This window comes from Pseudomonas sp., assembly GCF_036387035.1.
In the GTDB taxonomy this organism is placed as follows: Bacteria; Pseudomonadota; Gammaproteobacteria; order Pseudomonadales; family Pseudomonadaceae; genus Aquipseudomonas.
In genome coordinates this window covers 14,606-31,394 of sequence record NZ_DASVUM010000173.1, presented here as the reverse complement: position 1 = coordinate 31,394, position 16,789 = coordinate 14,606, and the positions used below count along the sequence as shown (strand labels likewise).

Below are 16,789 nucleotides of genomic sequence, written 5' to 3'. Positions count from 1 at the left end.
ATGAAAGCGCTGTGCGAAAACATCTCCGGCAACCTGAATTCGATGCTGCAGGATGCGATGGAAAAGCGGCCGGTGGAGGTCGCTTATCCCTGAGGGTTGGAATGTGGGAGAGACCGGTGCCGCTCGATCCAGAGAGCGGTTCGCGATCAAGCTCGCTCCCACATGGCTGTGTGCCTTAGGGGATGCTGAAAAGACGTGCAAACCACCATCTGAGCGGCGCTATGCGCTTAACGCAACTCGCCGCACACATCCAGCTCCACCAGCCTCCTTACTTCATGCCCATCCAGACCGGCGCCGAGCAGGGCGTGCAGCTTGCCGAATGCGGCTTCGCGGGTCATGCCGCCGCCGGACAGCACGCCGACACCCCGCAGCCGACTTCCAGCCTCATACACGTCCAGCTCGACTCCGCCTTCATGGCACTGGGTAATCGCCACCACCACGATGCCTTGTTCATGCGCCCGTTGCAGGCTGGCGATGAAGTCGGGGTTGTCGCTGGGCCCTGTTCCGTTGCCGAAGCACTCCAGGACGAGGCCCTGAATACCGCTGTCGATCAATCCGTCCAACTGGGCCGCGCCGATACCGGGGAAAAGTGGCAGCACCGCGACATTGGCTAGATCTTTAGGCTGGCGATAATCCAGCGCCGTTGGCAACACCGATGCGGACTCACCGCCCCGGGCACGATTAAGCGCCGCGAAAGGGTTGCGGCCGAAGCTGCGAACTTTTGCGCAGCGCGTCGGTTCGAGCAGTTCGCCGTGGAAGTACAAATGCACGCCCCAGGGAAGCCCTTGGCCAAGCGCCTGCAAAGCGCCGTTAACGTTTTCCCAGGCGTCGCTGTCCGCCACGCCCGCCGGCAACATGGAGCCTGTGAAGACCACCGGCGCATCAAGCCCCAACAGTTGAAAGCTCATGGCCGCTGCGCTGTAGGCCAGGGTGTCGGTGCCATGCAGGATCAGCACGGCGTCGCAATTGCCGGCATCAATCGCATCGACCACCGCCTCACGCAAGCGCTGCCAATAGGCGGGCGTCATGTTGGCGCTGTCGATCAAGGGAGACATTTCGCGGAACGACCACTGCGGCACCACCATTTCGGGCAGTGCAGCCAGTTGCTCAGCCATTCGGGCTTCAAAGCCGGAAGCGGGTGCGAGCCCGTTTTCGCTGGCCTGCATGCCGATGGTGCCACCGGTATACAGCACCATGACCTGGCGGGCTGATGAGGGTTTCTCGCGGTTCATGCCTGTCTCCCTTTCCCGACGTTCAAATGATCAAGGCGCGTTTGTGACGGGTTTGCCGCTGACCTTCGCCGTGGTGGCCGCAGGCTGCGCAGCACCAGGCTTGGGCCAGGCTTTTAGGTCCAGGTCCAGATCGGGGAACTGGCTGGAATCGAAAACCGGCGTTTTGATGCCGGCTTTACGCTGGGCATCGTAATCCTTCAGCACGCGCAGGGCGATTTTGAACAGCATCGCCAGCGCGATCAGGTTGACGAAGGCCAGCAGCGTCATGGTGATATCGGCGAAGGCGAACACAGTCCCGAGATCCTCGACCGCGCCCCACAAGATGAGCGCAAGGACCAGAACGCGATAGCCAATGATCGCCTTGCGGTTCTCACCCAACAGGAAGCGCAGGCTGTTTTCGCCCAGGTAGTAGTTGTAGAGAATCGACGTAAACACGAACAGCGCCAGCGCCACGCTGATGAACAGTTTGCCCCAGTCGCCGACGACGGCAGCGAGCGAGTTCTGCGTCAGGGCAATGCCGTCACCTTCGAAGCCGGGCGTGTAGAAGCCGGAGAGCAGGATCAGCAAAGCGGTGCAGGTGCAGATGACGAAGGTGTCGAGGAACACACTGAACGCCTGAACCACGCCCTGTGCAACCGGGTGCTCGACCTGAGCGACTGCTGCCACGTTTGGCGCGCTGCCCAGCCCGGCTTCGTTGGCGAAGACGCCACGTTTGACGCCCATGACAATGGCGCTGCCGATCAGGCCACCGAACACTTCATCCATCCCGAACGCGCTTTTGACGATGGTCATCAGCATGTGCGGAACGTGCTCGAACTGCACGCCAATGACATACAGCGTGACAGCGATGTAGACCAGCGTCTTGATCGGTACCAGCAGGTCGGCGACTGCAGCGATGCGCTTGATGCCACCGACAAAAACCAGACCCAGCAAAATCGCCAGACCGACGCCTGCGTAGCTCGGCGAGATCTTGAACGCGTCGTTGAGGGAGTGGGTCACGGCGTGGGATTGCAGGCCGTTGAAGGCAAAGCCGAAGGTCACCAGGAGCAACACGGCCATGATCATGCCCAGCCAGCGTTTGCCCAGGCCGTGCTGAATGTAATACGACGGGCCGCCGCGGTATTGGCCTTCGGCGTCGCAGCGTTTGTACAGCTGGCCAAGGGAGCACTCGAAAAAGCTGCTCGCCATGCCGACCAGCGCGGTGACCCACATCCAGAACACGGCGCCGGGCCCGCCCAGGGTCACCGCGATGCCGACGCCTGCGATGTTACCGGCACCGACGCGGCCTGCCAGACTCAGCATCAACGCCTGGAATGAACTCAACTGGCCCGAGCTGCTGCGCAGGCTGTCGCGAAACACCGCGAACATGTGAAAGAAGTGACGGAACTGAACGAAACGCGAGCGAATCGTGAAATATCCACCGAGCCCCACAATGAGCACGATCAGCAGTTTTCCCGAGAGGAAGTCGTTGATGACTTCAAGCATTGGTGTTTCCTCGCTTTCTTAGAGGGTGCGCACTATACCGGTGCGCGTTATTGGAGTCTTTATCCGGTTTGCTTCAAGCCCATATGTCGCCGGGCAAAAAAAAGGGCCTGGAAGCGCGTGCTTCCGGCCCTCAAAAGGGTGAGGGGTGTCTAGACCCTCAGCCTGGTGATCGTGTTGCAGGTAACGTCGGGGCCGGACGATCAAGCCTTCAAGGGCACCAGTCGCGGCGCAATCATGTTCTCGGGTCTCAGGATGTCCGCCAGCATGACGTCATCGAGCAAGCCTTCTTCGCGCACCAGTTCCAGTACGCCACGGCCGGTTTCAAGGGCGACGCGGGCAATACGGGTGGCGTTTTCATAACCGATGTAGGGATTCAGTGCGGTGACGAGGCCGATGGAGTGCTCGACCAGTTCACGGCAGCGCACTTCGTTGGCGGTGATGCCGACGATGCAGTGCTCGCGCAGCATGTCCATGGCGCGCTGAAGCAGGCGAATCGAGTCGAAGATCTTGTAGGCGATCAGGGGCTCCATCACGTTCAGCTGCAATTGGCCGCCTTCGGCCGCGATGGTCAGCGCGAGGTCGTTGCCCATGATCTCGAAGGCGCACATGTTTACCGCCTCCGGAATCACCGGATTGACCTTGCCCGGCATGATCGAGCTGCCCGGCTGGCGGGCAGGAAGATTGATCTCGTTGATGCCGGTACGCGGGCCGCTGGAGAGCAGGCGCAGGTCGTTGCAGATCTTCGACAGCTTGACCGCGGTGCGTTTGAGCATGCCGGAGAACAGCACGAATGCGCCCATGTCCGACGTCGCTTCGATCAGGTCGGCAGCCGGCACCAGCGGCTGGCCGCTGATCGTCGCCAAACGCTGCACGGCCAGGTGCTGATAGCCAGGATCGGCGTTGATGCCGGTACCGATGGCGGTGCCACCTAGGTTGACTTCGGTCAGCAGCTCAGGCGCCAGACTGCGCAAGCGGTTGAGGTCTTCCGTCAGGGTGGTGGCGAAGGCGCGGAATTCCTGACCCAGGGTCATCGGCACGGCGTCTTGCAGTTGGGTACGGCCCATTTTCAACACGTGGTTGAATTCGTGACCTTTGGCGGCGAACGCCTGAATCAGGCTGTCGAGGCTGGCGAGCAACGCATCGTGACCCAACAGCAAACCCAGGCGAATGGCGGTCGGGTAGGCGTCGTTGGTGGACTGCGCCATGTTCACGTCGTTGTTCGGGTGCAGGTATTTGTATTCGCCCTTGGCATGGCCCATGGCTTCAAGCGCGATGTTGGCGATGACTTCGTTGGCGTTCATGTTGGTGGACGTGCCGGCACCGCCCTGAATCATGTCGACGACGAACTGATCGTGGAAATCACCGCGAATCAGTCGTGCGCAGGCTTCGCTGATGCCCGCATGCTTCTCGGTGCTCAAGTGGCCCAACTGATGGTTTGCATCCGCTGCCGCCTGCTTGACCATCGCCAGCGCCACTACCAGCTTGGGGTAATGCGAAAGCGGAACGCCAGACAGACGGAAGTTGTGCACTGCGCGCAGGGTCTGGATGCCGTAATAAGCTTCAACGGGGACTTCGAGAACGCCAAGCAGGTCTTTTTCGATGCGAAATGATGCAGCGGAGGACATGATAGAGAAAGTCTCAAGATGGGCACGGACTAAGCCGGAACGCCCTTGATACTAGGCTTGTGGCTAATTCCGGACCAATGCTGTTAAACGCTGCCCTATGCACAAACGGCATAATGTTGACGTGACGACGGGATTGCTACGCGCGTATGAAACAGGTATGAACGCTGCGCTTGCGCGATCCACAATGTGAAATTTCCCGCTGGAGTCACGATGAACCTGGAAAGCAAATGGCTGGAAGACTTCAGCGCCCTGGCGGCTACCCGTAGCTTTTCCCAAGCGGCCGAACGCCGGTTTGTCACGCAACCCGCCTTCAGCCGGCGCATTCGCAGCCTCGAGGCGGCGCTGGGGCTGACGCTGGTCAATCGCTCGCGCACGCCGATCGAGCTGACGGCGGCAGGGCAGTTGTTCCTGGTCACGGCGCGAACCGTGGTTGACCAGCTCGGTGAAGTGCTGCGTCATCTGCACCATCTGGAAAGCGGGCAGGGCGAGGTCATGCAGATCGCCGCGGCCCACTCGCTTGCGTTGAGCTTTTTCCCTCGCTGGATCGCGCAGTTGCGCAACGAAGGGCTGAACATCGCCACCCGGTTGGTCGCCACCAACGTCGGCGACGCTGTGCACGCGCTCCGTGAAGGTGGCTGCGACCTGATGCTGGCGTTCTACGACCCTGATGCCGCGCTGCAGATGGATGCAGAAATCTTCCCGTCGCTGCATCTGGGCGTGACCGAAATGCTGCCAGTCTGCTCAACGGACGAAGAGGGTCGGCCGCTGTTCGATCTGGAAGGGGAGCACAGCGTGCCGCTGCTGGCGTACAGCGCGGGTGCGTTTCTGGGTCGCTCGGTGAATCTGCTGTTGCGTCAACGCAGCGTGCGTTTCACGACCATTTACGAAACGGCCATGGCCGACAGCCTCAAGGGCATGGCGCTGCAAGGGCTGGGCATTGCCTGGGTACCCCGGCTGAGCGTGACAGCGGAGCTTGAACGCGGGGAACTGGTGATCTGCGGAGGCCCCCAATGGCATGTCCCGCTGGAGATTCGGCTGTACCGCTGCGCGTTGGTTCGCAAGGCCAATGTGCGGCTGTTGTGGCGCAAGCTTGAAGCCGGTGGCACTTCGCCGGCCGCCTGACCTCGGAGTCAGTAAATCCGGGCTTCCGTGGCCTGATTGATTGGCTGACGGGAGGTCGCCGGCAGTCTGTCAAACGAGACTCTTTGCGGTATACTCCGCGGCCTTCGGCCGGTTGGACTGGTCATAATTTGTACGACAAGCCACGCCGGTTCTCCCGCGTGGCTTGTTGTTTTTAGCCGCGCCTGCGGGCGCACGATGAGAGGCACGACGATGAGCGCACTGGTTGGCGTGATCATGGGCTCCAAGTCCGATTGGTCCACCCTTAGCCACACCGCCGATATGCTTGAAAAGCTCGGCATTCCGTACGAAGTCAAAGTGGTTTCGGCGCACCGCACGCCCGATCTGCTGTTCAAGTACGCCGAAGAAGCCGAAGGCCGTGGCATCGAGGTGATTATCGCCGGTGCCGGTGGCGCCGCTCACTTGCCTGGCATGTGCGCGGCCAAGACTCATCTGCCCGTGCTGGGTGTCCCGGTTCAGTCTTCCATGCTGTCGGGCGTCGATTCGCTGCTCTCCATCGTGCAGATGCCCGCTGGCATTCCGGTCGCGACGCTGGCCATTGGCAAGGCAGGTGCAATCAACGCCGCGCTTTTGTCAGCCAGCATCCTGGGCGCCAAGCACCCACACTTTCACGCAGTGCTGAAGAAATTCCGCGCTGAGCAGACAGACAGCGTTCTGGACAATCCAGACCCACGCGAGGCCTGAGGTTTTCATGAAGATCGGCGTAATCGGTGGCGGCCAGTTGGGTCGCATGTTGGCACTGGCGGGCACTCCGCTGGGGATGAACTTCGCCTTTCTCGACCCCGCACCGGACGCCTGCGCCGCTGCGTTGGGCGAGCATCTGCGTGCCGATTACGGCGACCAGGATCACCTGCGCCAGTTGGCGGATGAGGTCGATCTGGTGACCTTTGAATTCGAAAGCGTGCCGGCTGAAACCGTCGCCTTTCTGTCGCAGTTCGTGCCGGTTTACCCGAGTGCCGAAGCACTGCGCATCGCCCGTGATCGCTGGTTTGAAAAGAGCATGTTCAAGGACCTCGGTATCCCGACGCCTGCGTTCGCCGACATCCAGTCACAGGCGGATCTTGATGCCGCAGTCGCCAGCATCGGCCTGCCCGCTGTCCTGAAGACCCGTACGCTGGGTTACGACGGCAAGGGCCAGAAGGTCCTGCGCACCGCCGATGACGTTGTCGACACCTTCGCCGAGCTTGGCAGCGTGCCGTGCCTCCTGGAAGGTTTTGTCCCGTTCACCGGCGAGGTTTCCTTGATCGCCGTACGGGCCCGCGATGGCGAGACCCGCTTTTATCCCCTGGTCCACAACACCCACGACAGCGGCATTCTGCGTCTGTCCATCGCCAGCACCGATCACCCGCTGCAGGCGCTGGCCGAAGATTACGCCGGGCGCGTGCTCAAGCAGCTGGATTACGTAGGCGTGCTGGCGTTTGAGTTCTTCGAGGTCGACGGCGGTTTGAAAGCCAACGAGATTGCTCCGCGCGTTCACAACTCAGGCCACTGGACCACCGAAGGCGCCGAGTGCAGTCAATTCGAGAACCATCTGCGTGCGGTTGCCGGGCTGCCGCTGGGTTCGACGGCCAAGGTCGGTGAAAGCGCGATGCTCAACTTTATCGGTGAAGTGCCTGCTGTGGGCCAGGTTATCGCCATCGAAGATTGCCATCTCCATCACTACGGCAAGGCCTTCAAGGCCGGGCGCAAGGTCGGCCACGCCACCGTGCGCAGCAACGACCGCGCGACCCTGGATCGTCAGGTTAAACAGGTAGAAGCATTGATCAAAAACTGATTAGCGCTGTGCAGTGTTTCATGGGCGTCTGACGCCGGAAAACCATATCCGGCACCACCCCATGTATATCCCGTTGAACCATTCGTTAGCCCCGCCCCTCTCATAGCGTGCTGCCAACAGCCAGCTAGGCTGTTGGCATATTCATTCAAAGAGAGGGACATGGCATGGGAATCATCGGAACCATCTTCATCGGCCTCATCGTTGGCCTGCTGGCTCGCTTTCTGAAGCCAGGTGACGACAGCATGGGCTGGATCATGACCATCCTGCTCGGTATCTGCGGCTCGCTGGCCGCCACTTATGGTGGTCAGGCGCTGGGTATCTACCGCGCGGGCGAGGGTGCAGGTTTCCTCGGTGCGCTGGTCGGCGCAATTATCCTGCTCGTGATCTACGGCATGATTAAAAAGCGTTAAGCAAGCCCTGGCCCTCTGCGCTATTGCGGCGCGGAGGGCTAGAATGCGCGGCATTCAATTTCCAGCCGAGCATTCCAATGCGTTATCTCCTCTTCGTTTCACTGCTGCTGGTCTGCGGACTGGTACGCGCCGCTGAATTACCCGAAACCGACTGGCTCGAACTGATGCCCAAGTCGGATCAAAAAGCCCTCGAAGCCATGCCTGAAATCGATCACAACTCGCCGGAAGGCCAGGGGACGTTCGACAGCAAGGGTGGTTTGAAGCAAAGCAAGGGCTTGCCTGCGGTCATGTACTCCACCAAAACCGTCGCGTCGATGAACGACAAAACCATCCGCCTCGGTGGCTATCCGGTACCGCTGGAAACCGACGCCAAGGGCCACAGCACGCTGTTCTTCCTCGTCCCGTACCCGGGCGCCTGCATCCACGTGCCCCCACCGCCGCCGAATCAACTGGTGCTGGTGCGCTATCCAAAAGGTCTGAAGATCGCCGACATCTACACGCCGTTGTGGGTCATCGGCACGTTGAAGGTTGAGAAGGTGAGCAACGACCTCGCCGACGCCGCGTATGCGCTGGACGCTTCGAAAGTGCGTGTGGTGGTTGAGGCGGATTTGTAGGGATTGGGACAGGGCGCAGATTCGATGGATCCGACTCGATGCATTGTAGGACTGGCTTTAGCCGGGAAGGCGTCGGGTGTCACACCACAAAATTGAAGGTGCTCACGCAGGCCTCTTCCCGGCTGAAGCCGGTCCTACAAAATAGCGCAGTGTCGTCAGGCCTCTGCCAAAGGCTCGGCCCAAATGCTTACGCTGAGGGCGTGCATATCGCCCGGCTTGAGGGTGACGACGTCGGTCATGACATTGGCCGTCTCGACGCACACCATGCTCTTCCAGCCATCAGGTTGCATGTCGTCGAACGTCTTGGTCTTGTCGACCCAAGGGTTCCAGACGATGGCCGATTGCGAACCCGTCGTCTGAATCTGAATCCGGCGCTTCCATTGCGGGTCGACCACTGAGATCAGGTCGGGCGTGTCCTGGTAGATACGGTCGGTCTCGCCAGTGAAGGTGATGTCACCTGTCTGCTCGTTCTGGGTGTCCCAGCTTTCCAGGGTGTTCAGGTACTTCACGCCATCCAGCCCCTCAATGCTGATCTGACTCACGTCGCTGACGGCGAAATAACTGTGCAGTGCCTGGCTGAGCGTGACGTCTTCAGTCCCGGCGTTGAAGCTCACCAGGCTGACGTTGAGCGCCGCGTCCAGACGGATCTGCAGCTTCAGGCCTACGGCGTGCGGCCAGCCGGGCAGATGCCCTTCGGCTTGCGGCTGGATAAATTCAACGATCAGGACATCGCCGTCCTCACCCATGCCCATCAATTCCCAGTCAAGCGCCCGGACTTCGCCGTGAGCCTTTGCCGGCTCTTCGCTCTGGCGCATGGCCTGAACGCTTTGCGGATTACGCTGGAAGTTGCCAAACCATGGCCAGCAAATGGGCATTCCTCCCCGAATAGGCTTGCCTGACTTGAACAGCGCGCCCGGGTTGGACCAGATCAATGGCTCATCGCCGTCAATCTGATAACTGATGATGTGCGCACCTTGCTGGGCAATCACCAGCTCGGCCGAGCCGTGGCGGATGCGCCAGCAATTAAGCTCACCGAGCTGGAAAGATTCGACGTTTGGCGTAGGCATAAGGGTTCTCACTCGAAGGACAGTGACTGAATCAGACTGCGCCAAGCTTGATGAGTTTATTGCGCAAAGCCAAGGGGCGAGCGCATCGGTGCTCGCCTTGGCTAAGCGATCAGCGCCGAGCCGGAACCGAACGGGTGCGACCACTTCCATCAATGGCGACGAAGACGAAAACGGCTTCGGTGACCTTGCGCCATTCACTGGACAGCGGATCATCGCTCCATACCTCGACCATCATCTGGATCGAGCTGCGGCCGATTTCCAGGGTCTGGGTATAGAACGACAACTGTGCGCCCACTGCGACCGGCACCAGGAACGCCATGCGGTCTATGGCCACAGTCGCCACGCGACCACCCGCCACCTTGCTCGCCATGGCAGTGCCGGCCAGGTCCATCTGGGCAACCAGCCAGCCGCCGAAGATGTCGCCGAAACCATTGGTTTCGCGGGGCAGGGCAGTAATCTGCAGGGCGAGGTCGCCTTGCGGTATTGGATCTTCTTGTTCGAGCTCAATCATTGCTGGGTCCCTCTGACCCATGACTCTACTAAGTCTTCATTTTGTTTAAAGGGAAACTCTGCGAAAACGACTTGGGCAAATGGTTTCGCACAACTTCCCTGAAGGGACCGGTTGAGTCGCGGCCGGCGAGTATATCGGGCGCGCCCTCATGAGACGACCGCCGCGTTTTCACAATGCCTTCGCGTCATTGCAATCCATGTGCATTTGCACACAATTTGCTATCGTGCCGGACCGACTTGGCGCACTACGCCATTTTTGGCACGCAATTTTGATGCCCGATTAACTTTTCGAGTCGAGAAATCGCGTGTGAAGCCGTTACCCACGGCTGATCCACCGTTGATTATTCGTCCAAGAGAGCCTCAAAAGAGAAGCCATTGTCATGTCCTCTGTGCCTTCAAGTGCCACGCAGCCTTCGCGCCCGCTGACTCGCAACGATTACAAAACCCTTTCACTGTCTGCGTTGGGCGGAGCGTTGGAGTTCTACGACTTCATCATTTTCGTTTTCTTCGCCGCGGTGGTGGGCAAACTGTTTTTCCCCGTAGAAATGCCTGAATGGCTACGTCTCATGCAAACGTTTGGCATTTTTGCCGCCGGTTATCTGGCTCGGCCGCTTGGCGGCATCGTCATGGCGCACTTCGGCGATTTGTTGGGGCGCAAGAAAATGTTCACCCTGAGCATTTTCCTGATGGCCGTGCCGACGCTGATCATGGGCCTGTTGCCAACCTACGCACAGATCGGTATCTGGGCGCCGCTCTTGTTGCTGCTGATGCGCGTGATTCAAGGCGCCGCAATCGGTGGCGAAGTGCCTGGCGCGTGGGTATTCGTTTCCGAACACGTTCCCGCCCGTAACGTCGGTTACGCCTGCGGTACCCTCACGTCCGGTCTGACTGCCGGGATCCTGCTCGGTTCGTTGGTCGCCACCTGGATCAACAGTGCGTATTCACCCATCGAGGTTTCGGACTACGCCTGGCGGATTCCCTTCCTGCTGGGCGGGGTGTTCGGTCTGATGTCGGTTTACCTGCGGCGCTGGTTGCACGAAACCCCGGTGTTTGCCGAGCTTCAGCTGCGCAAGCAACTGGCTGACGAAGTGCCGCTCAAGGCAGTGTTGCGCGATCATCGCGGTGCCGTTGTCTTGTCGATGTTGCTGACCTGGCTGCTTTCCGCCGGCGTAGTGGTGGTCATCCTGATGACCCCGACGCTGTTGCAGAAGGCCTACGGTTTCGCACCTGCCGACACCCTTAAAGCCAACAGCCTCGCCATTGTTTTGCTGAGTCTGGGTTGTATCGGGGCTGGCGCGCTGGCGGATCGAGTCGGCGCGGGACTGGTGTTCCTGTTCGGCTCGCTCGGTCTGCTTGTAAGTTCGTGGACCTTCTACCATCTGATCGGCACGCACCCGGATCTGCTGTATCCGCTCTACGCGATCACCGGCTTGTTTGTCGGCACCATCGGCGCGGTGCCTTTCGTGATGGTCAAAGCCTTCCCGCCGGTGGTTCGCTTCTCCGGACTGTCGTTTTCCTACAACTTGGCGTACGCCATCTTTGGCGGTTTAACGCCCATGGTCGTCAGCCTGATGTTCGCTGCCAACCCGATGGGGCCGTCCTGGTACGTGGCGATTCTTTGTGTGATGGGGATGGCTATCGGCGTGTATCTGCTGCGGCGTAAACCGGCTCAATGAGCCTTTGACTCACATCCACGTCGCTCGCGAGGCAAGTTTGGCCCGCGAGCGACTGAGGCGTTAGCAATGCAGCGCATGGATCGTTGGGAGTTTGCCGGCTGAGTTACCCGCTATCAGAATTTGACCGGACTTCGGCTGGACGAAGCTGAGCCCGTTGTTAGGGTAAAACTTCACGTTGTACAAGGTTCCAAATGTCGCTCCGGCCAAGCTGGCGTCGACGCTTCCGTCATCTCTGAAGCGGCCCAGCACAGGGCCGGCAGTGAATCCACCGCTGATCAGGATTTTACGCTCAGGCTCTACACCCACCTCATACCGGGCCATGTACCAAGCGTCGTTTGCGCCGTCGTAGAACTGATGGAAGACCGGAACGCCTCCGTTGAAGGTTGTATCAGGAGAGCCGTCTAGCTGCAGCACCGTGACCATGCCTCGGAATACCCCTCGGTTAAGGCAAGAGCCGACTAACACTATTTTGTTGTCTTTGATATCGTCCACATAGATGCTTCCGAGGTAATAGGCTCGTTCTTCCGGAGTCCTGTTCAACTCCACGATACCTTGATCGCCAAAGTGTTGATCTAAATTGCCCGATGGAAGCACCTTAATCAAAATACCGGTCGATTTCTCAGTCAGTTGCGCGGCGTATCCACACGCGTAAATGTTGCCAAGTTTATCTTGGGAGATAGATGACAGGGCGATAGATATACCGGGCGAAATGGGATGTCGGATTCTCAAGATACCTGCGTCCGCAAACGCTGTATCAAGCGTGCCATCAGGCGTGATCTTGATTAAGTAGCCTTCCGTCATATCTCCTTCCACCGTGTCTAGAACAGCGTAAATACTGCCGTCAGCCTGTACGAGGCATGCATTTCCTTTTCCAAACTGTGAAGTGATGTTGAGCAGTTTGCTGATATTAAGCGGAGCGAAGTCAGAGTGAGGGTTGCCGTCGTTTGTCCATCGGGTAATGTACGCAGCGGATCCTTTTGATTCGACCGAGTGCCCCCATAGTGTGATCAGGCTCAGGTCGTCAGGGGCATGAATCCCGAGAAGTACAGAGGTGCCAGTATCAGTGAATGGTACGTCAACAACGCCGGATTGATCAGTGCCAAAGGTTTTGTCGAGTATCCCGTCGGCGCCGAAACGGGCGAGGCAACCGATTGGCTGATGATCGGGATCTTGTTTATTGGATTTTTCAAAGTAAGTGGCCAGGTATTGGGTGGCATTATTGGCTGAAGTACACTGAATGACACAACTCGCCCAGCCCTCTTGCCCCTTGAAGGGCAGATAGAGCCGTCCGCTGTCCCCGAAGTTGGCGTCATATTTTAATTGCCCAAAAAGACCTGCGTCGGGTCGATTATCACTACTCATCAAGTAACCGTCGCTTGGTCCATGGGGGTGCATATCGTCTGGCGATGCCATGGCTAATTCCTTTTTTTGACAGGTGTAAGGCAAGCATGAGTCACTGACTTTTAACTTAGCAAGACTCTCGTGGGTTCGTTAGTTGTATTTGAAATAAGCATCGCGGTAGATTATCGCGACGTTGCCAATTTCTTAACGTGATGCTCTTCATGGCGAGGACCGCACTCCGAATTCTTGGTTAGCCGTTCTAACCGTTTTGGCCTGGGCGTTAGTTCATGTTCAATTCATTCATTTATGAGGGCTGTTAAGCTTGAGCGTGCCAAATCCGCGGCGAGTGTCTAAATGAAGTGGTCCAAAAAAGGTTGCTCACATTCATCTCGATGTCACAATCCGGTCATAGATTGGTCACATGGCCACCATCGACCCCGCCAGGAGCAAGGCATGACACTCAAACGTTTGATAACGGCACTCACGTTCGTTGCCACTGGCGTGGTTATCGGCAACGCTTCTGCCGCCGTGGACCCGTCGATCAAGCCCTACGTCAAAACCAGCGGCGTGTCCGGCAATCTGTCCAGCGTGGGCTCCGACACCCTCGCCAATCTGATGACCATGTGGGCCGAGGCGTACAAAAAAGAATACCCAAGCGTGAACATTCAGATCCAGGCTGCGGGCTCCTCCACAGCGCCGCCCGCCCTGACCGAGGGCACTGCGACGCTGGGGCCCATGAGTCGCAAAATGAAGGACGGCGAATTGTCAGCCTTTGAGCAAAAGCATGGCTACAAGCCCACAGCGATTCCGGTGGCGGTGGATGCGTTGGCGGTGTTCGTCCATAAGGACAACCCGATCAAAGGCCTGACGCTGCAGCAGGTGGATGCGATTTTCTCCGCGACACGGTTGTGCGGTGCCAAGACCGATGCAACCCGGTGGGGGGACATTGGCGTGACCGGGGATCTGGCCGGCAAGGCTATTCAGTTGTTCGGACGTAACTCGGTGTCCGGCACCTATGGATATTTCAAGGAAGAGGCGCTGTGCAAGGGCGACTTCAAGCCCAACGTCAACGAACAGCCTGGCTCTGCTTCAGTGGTCAGCTCGATCAGCAATTCGCTGAATGGCATCGGCTACTCCGGCATTGGTTATAAAACGTCCAGCGTGCGCACCGTGCCCCTCGCCAGAAAAGACGGCGGTGAGTTTGTCGAAGACAACGAAGCCAACGCGCTGAACGGTACCTACCCGCTGGCGCGCTTCCTTTATGTGTACGTCAACAAAGCGCCAAACACACCGCTAAACCCGCTCGAAGCCGAGTTCGTCAGATTGATCTTGTCAAAACAAGGTCAGGAAGTTGTCATGAAAGACGGGTACATTCCGTTACCAGCCAAGGTCATCAGCAGAGCCTTGGCTGATCTGGGACTACAAGAACGGTAGCGAGCACGCTGCACAGAGAACCCTGATGCGGGGTGACAGGCTCGTCCCGCCATTAGCGACAAAGGCCTTATGGAACGAGGCTCGCAGAACACTGAACAGTCCGTTGCCACGATTCAGGGGCGGCGGGCTTTTTTGCGTCACCTCGCTGTAATGTATTTGTCATACACAGCGGCTACGGTGTGCGCATGAATGATTTGGCCAATTCATCAATGACCGAAAAACCCCGTCCCGAGCGCATCGACTTCAATGCGCCCGAGCTGCAACGCAAGCGCAGGATTCGTGCGCTCAAAGACCGCCTGACGCGTTGGTACGTGTTAGTGGGCGGTCTTGCTGTGTTGGCTGCCATCACGTTGATTTTCTTCTACCTGGCCTATGTCGTCGCGCCGTTGTTCCAGGGCGCAAAGCTGACACGCAGCGATGCTCAAGACCCTGCGTGGATGCAGGACGCCGGCAAGCCGATGGTGCTAACCATCGAAGAGCAGAATCAGGTCGGCATGCGGGTTTCCGACAAAGGCGAAGCGTTGTTTTTCCGCCTCAGTGATGGCGGGGAGATTGCCCGTGTAGCCTTGCCGATCCCGGTGGGCGCGAAGGTCACCTCGGTGGCGCAGGATCAGCCCGGCAAACCGTTGATCGCGATGGGTCTGTCCAACGGCCAAGTGCTGGTGTTCAAGCACTCTTACCCCATCAGCTATCCCGACAACAAAAAGACCATCACGCCCACCATCACGTATCCCTACGGCGAGACGCCGCTGGTGCTGGATGAAGGAGGGCGGGCGCTCGAGCACGTCAATCTGAACGCCAGCGACACGACACTCATTCTGGCCGGTGCAACCGGTACCCAGCTGCACGTGTTGTCGCTGAACCAGTCAGAAAACCTGATGACCGGCGAAACCCGTCGCGAGCAGAGCCGCATCGAGTTGCCGCAGCTGTCCGCAGCGGTCAAGGCCATCTATGTCGATCCGCGCCAGCAGTGGCTGTACGTGATCAATGGTCGGGCGCAGGCCGATGTGTTCGACCTGCGTGACCGCACCTTGAACGGCCGCTACAAACTGCTCGAAGACGCCAACGCCGAAACCACCGCCAGTGCACAGCTGGTGGGTGGCATCTCGCTGATGGTCGGCAGCTCCAAAGGCACTATCACGCAGTGGTTCATGGCCCGTGACGTCGACGGCGAGATGCGCCTTCAGCACATTCGTGACTTCAAAATGAGTGGTGCGCCGATTTCCCAGATCACTGCCGAGCAACGGCGCAAAGGCTTCATCGCCATGGACACCTCCGGCAAATTGGGTGTGTTCCACAGCACCGCCCATCGCACGCTGCTGATTGATCCAATCGCCAGTGGCCCGGCCGTAATGGGTTTGTCGCCACGGGCAGATCGCATCATCCTTGAAGACAGCGGCAAGCTGCTGCCCTTAAGCCTGAACAATCCACACCCGGAAGTTTCCTGGAGCGCGTTGTGGGACAAGGTCTGGTACGAGAACTACGACGAACCCAAATACGTATGGCAGTCCACAGCCTCCAACAGTGATTTCGAGCCCAAGCTCAGCCTCGCGCCGCTCACCTATGGCACGCTCAAGGCCGCCTTCTACGCGATGCTGCTGGCGGCGCCGATTGCGGTTGCTGCCGCGATCTACACCGCGTACTTCATGGCCCCGCGCATGCGCCGCAAGGTCAAGCCGGTCATCGAGCTGATGGAAGCGATGCCTACAGTGATTCTCGGGTTCTTCGCCGGGCTGTTCCTTGCGCCATATCTGGAAGGGCACTTGCCCGGCATCTTCAGCCTGCTGATCTTCACCCCGGTTGGCATCCTCCTGGCAGGCTTCGGCTGGTCACGCTTGCCTGACGCTCTTCGCCTGCGCGTGCCCGACGGTTGGGAAAGCGCGATTTTGATTCCGGTCATTCTGCTTATTGGGTGGGTGTCCCTGAGCATGAGCCCACACCTGGAGAGCTGGTTCTTCGGCGGCGACATGCGCTCTTGGATCACTAACGATCTGGGCATCACGTACGATCAGCGCAATGCATTGGTGGTCGGGCTGGCGATGGGCTTTGCGGTTATTCCCAATATCTACTCGATCGCCGAGGACGCCGTATTCAGCGTGCCGCGCGGTTTGACGCTCGGCTCACTTGCGCTCGGCGCCACGCCTTGGCAGACGCTGGTTCGCGTGGTGATCCTCACGGCCAGCCCGGGAATTTTCTCGGCGCTGATGATCGGCATGGGGCGCGCTGTGGGCGAAACCATGATCGTGCTCATGGCCACGGGGAACACGCCGATCATGAACATCAACCTGTTCGAAGGCATGCGCACGCTGGCGGCCAACGTGGCAGTTGAAATGCCCGAGTCGGAGGTGGGTGGCAGTCACTATCGCGTGCTGTTCCTCGCCGCCCTGGTGCTGCTGATGTTCACGTTCGTCATGAACACCTTGGCAGAGCTGATCCGTCAGCGCCTGCGCAAGCAGTATTCGTCTCTTTAGGGCAGGTTGA

General features: G+C 59.0%; 14 protein-coding genes. 8 read left to right on the top strand and 6 right to left on the bottom strand.

Annotation, left to right across the window (positions count from 1 at the left end; all coding sequences use genetic code 11):
• Nucleotides 1–227: 227 nt before the first annotated feature.
• The 3 genes from VF672_RS16775 to VF672_RS16765 all read right to left on the bottom strand — a co-directional run bounded on the left by VF672_RS16775 (nucleotide 228) and on the right by VF672_RS16765 (nucleotide 4,342).
• Complete coding sequence (locus VF672_RS16775; RefSeq protein ID WP_331105682.1) at nucleotides 228–1,232, bottom strand: asparaginase; 1,005 nt, start codon at nucleotides 1,230–1,232, stop codon at nucleotides 228–230.
• Nucleotides 1,233–1,262: 30 nt separating this feature from the next.
• Entirely contained in the window at nucleotides 1,263–2,717 is a 1,455-nt protein-coding gene (locus tag VF672_RS16770; protein ID WP_331105681.1) for an alanine/glycine:cation symporter family protein, read from the bottom strand.
• Nucleotides 2,718–2,917: 200 nt separating this feature from the next.
• Nucleotides 2,918–4,342 (bottom strand): aspartate ammonia-lyase, encoded by a 1,425-nt coding sequence (locus VF672_RS16765; RefSeq protein ID WP_331105680.1) that lies wholly within the window; start codon nucleotides 4,340–4,342, stop codon nucleotides 2,918–2,920.
• Between the two features lie 210 nt (nucleotides 4,343–4,552).
• Here VF672_RS16765 and VF672_RS16760 point away from each other — a divergent pair, with 210 nt between their 5' ends.
• The 5 genes from VF672_RS16760 (at nucleotide 4,553) to VF672_RS16740 (ending at nucleotide 8,280) form a co-directional block, all read left to right on the top strand.
• Nucleotides 4,553–5,464, top strand: a complete 912-nt coding sequence (locus VF672_RS16760; RefSeq protein ID WP_331105679.1) for a LysR substrate-binding domain-containing protein — start codon at nucleotides 4,553–4,555, stop codon at nucleotides 5,462–5,464.
• A gap of 210 nt (nucleotides 5,465–5,674) precedes the next feature.
• Nucleotides 5,675–6,166 (top strand): 5-(carboxyamino)imidazole ribonucleotide mutase, encoded by a 492-nt coding sequence (purE, locus tag VF672_RS16755; protein WP_074885928.1) that lies wholly within the window; start codon nucleotides 5,675–5,677, stop codon nucleotides 6,164–6,166.
• Nucleotides 6,167–6,173: 7 nt separating this feature from the next.
• Nucleotides 6,174–7,256, top strand: a complete 1,083-nt coding sequence (locus VF672_RS16750; RefSeq protein WP_331105678.1) for a 5-(carboxyamino)imidazole ribonucleotide synthase — start codon at nucleotides 6,174–6,176, stop codon at nucleotides 7,254–7,256.
• Nucleotides 7,257–7,420: 164 nt separating this feature from the next.
• Nucleotides 7,421–7,666: a GlsB/YeaQ/YmgE family stress response membrane protein gene (locus VF672_RS16745; protein WP_037016790.1), complete on the top strand. Its 246-nt coding sequence runs from the start codon at nucleotides 7,421–7,423 to the stop codon at nucleotides 7,664–7,666.
• Between the two features lie 77 nt (nucleotides 7,667–7,743).
• Nucleotides 7,744–8,280: a DUF3299 domain-containing protein gene (locus VF672_RS16740; RefSeq protein ID WP_331105677.1), complete on the top strand. Its 537-nt coding sequence runs from the start codon at nucleotides 7,744–7,746 to the stop codon at nucleotides 8,278–8,280.
• A 155-nt stretch (nucleotides 8,281–8,435) separates the two neighbouring features.
• Here the strand turns inward: VF672_RS16740 and VF672_RS16735 are convergent, their stop codons facing one another.
• Nucleotides 8,436–9,347 carry a D-hexose-6-phosphate mutarotase gene (locus tag VF672_RS16735; RefSeq protein WP_331105676.1) on the bottom strand — a complete coding sequence of 304 codons (912 nt, stop codon included), beginning with the start codon at nucleotides 9,345–9,347 and terminating at the stop codon, nucleotides 8,436–8,438.
• 109 nt (nucleotides 9,348–9,456) lie between these two features.
• A complete protein-coding gene (locus VF672_RS16730; RefSeq protein WP_093466337.1) occupies nucleotides 9,457–9,858 on the bottom strand; it encodes an acyl-CoA thioesterase in 402 nt (133 codons plus the stop codon).
• 379 nt (nucleotides 9,859–10,237) lie between these two features.
• On the opposite strand from VF672_RS16730, the gene VF672_RS16725 reads away from it, so the two are divergent.
• Nucleotides 10,238–11,533 carry an MFS transporter gene (locus tag VF672_RS16725; protein WP_331105675.1) on the top strand — a complete coding sequence of 432 codons (1,296 nt, stop codon included), beginning with the start codon at nucleotides 10,238–10,240 and terminating at the stop codon, nucleotides 11,531–11,533.
• Nucleotides 11,534–11,593: 60 nt separating this feature from the next.
• Here VF672_RS16725 and VF672_RS16720 read toward each other — a convergent pair whose 3' ends face one another.
• On the bottom strand, nucleotides 11,594–12,946 hold the full coding sequence (locus tag VF672_RS16720) for a hypothetical protein (protein ID WP_331105674.1): 1,353 nt from the start codon (nucleotides 12,944–12,946) through the stop codon (nucleotides 11,594–11,596).
• 381 nt (nucleotides 12,947–13,327) lie between these two features.
• Between VF672_RS16720 and VF672_RS16715 the strand changes: the two genes are divergently transcribed.
• Together VF672_RS16715 and VF672_RS16710 are read left to right on the top strand one after the other, a co-directional pair.
• A complete protein-coding gene (locus VF672_RS16715) occupies nucleotides 13,328–14,308 on the top strand; it encodes a phosphate ABC transporter substrate-binding protein PstS family protein (protein WP_331105673.1) in 981 nt (326 codons plus the stop codon).
• Between the two features lie 185 nt (nucleotides 14,309–14,493).
• Nucleotides 14,494–16,779: an ABC transporter permease subunit gene (locus VF672_RS16710; protein WP_331105672.1), complete on the top strand. Its 2,286-nt coding sequence runs from the start codon at nucleotides 14,494–14,496 to the stop codon at nucleotides 16,777–16,779.
• Nucleotides 16,780–16,789 lie beyond the last annotated feature (10 nt).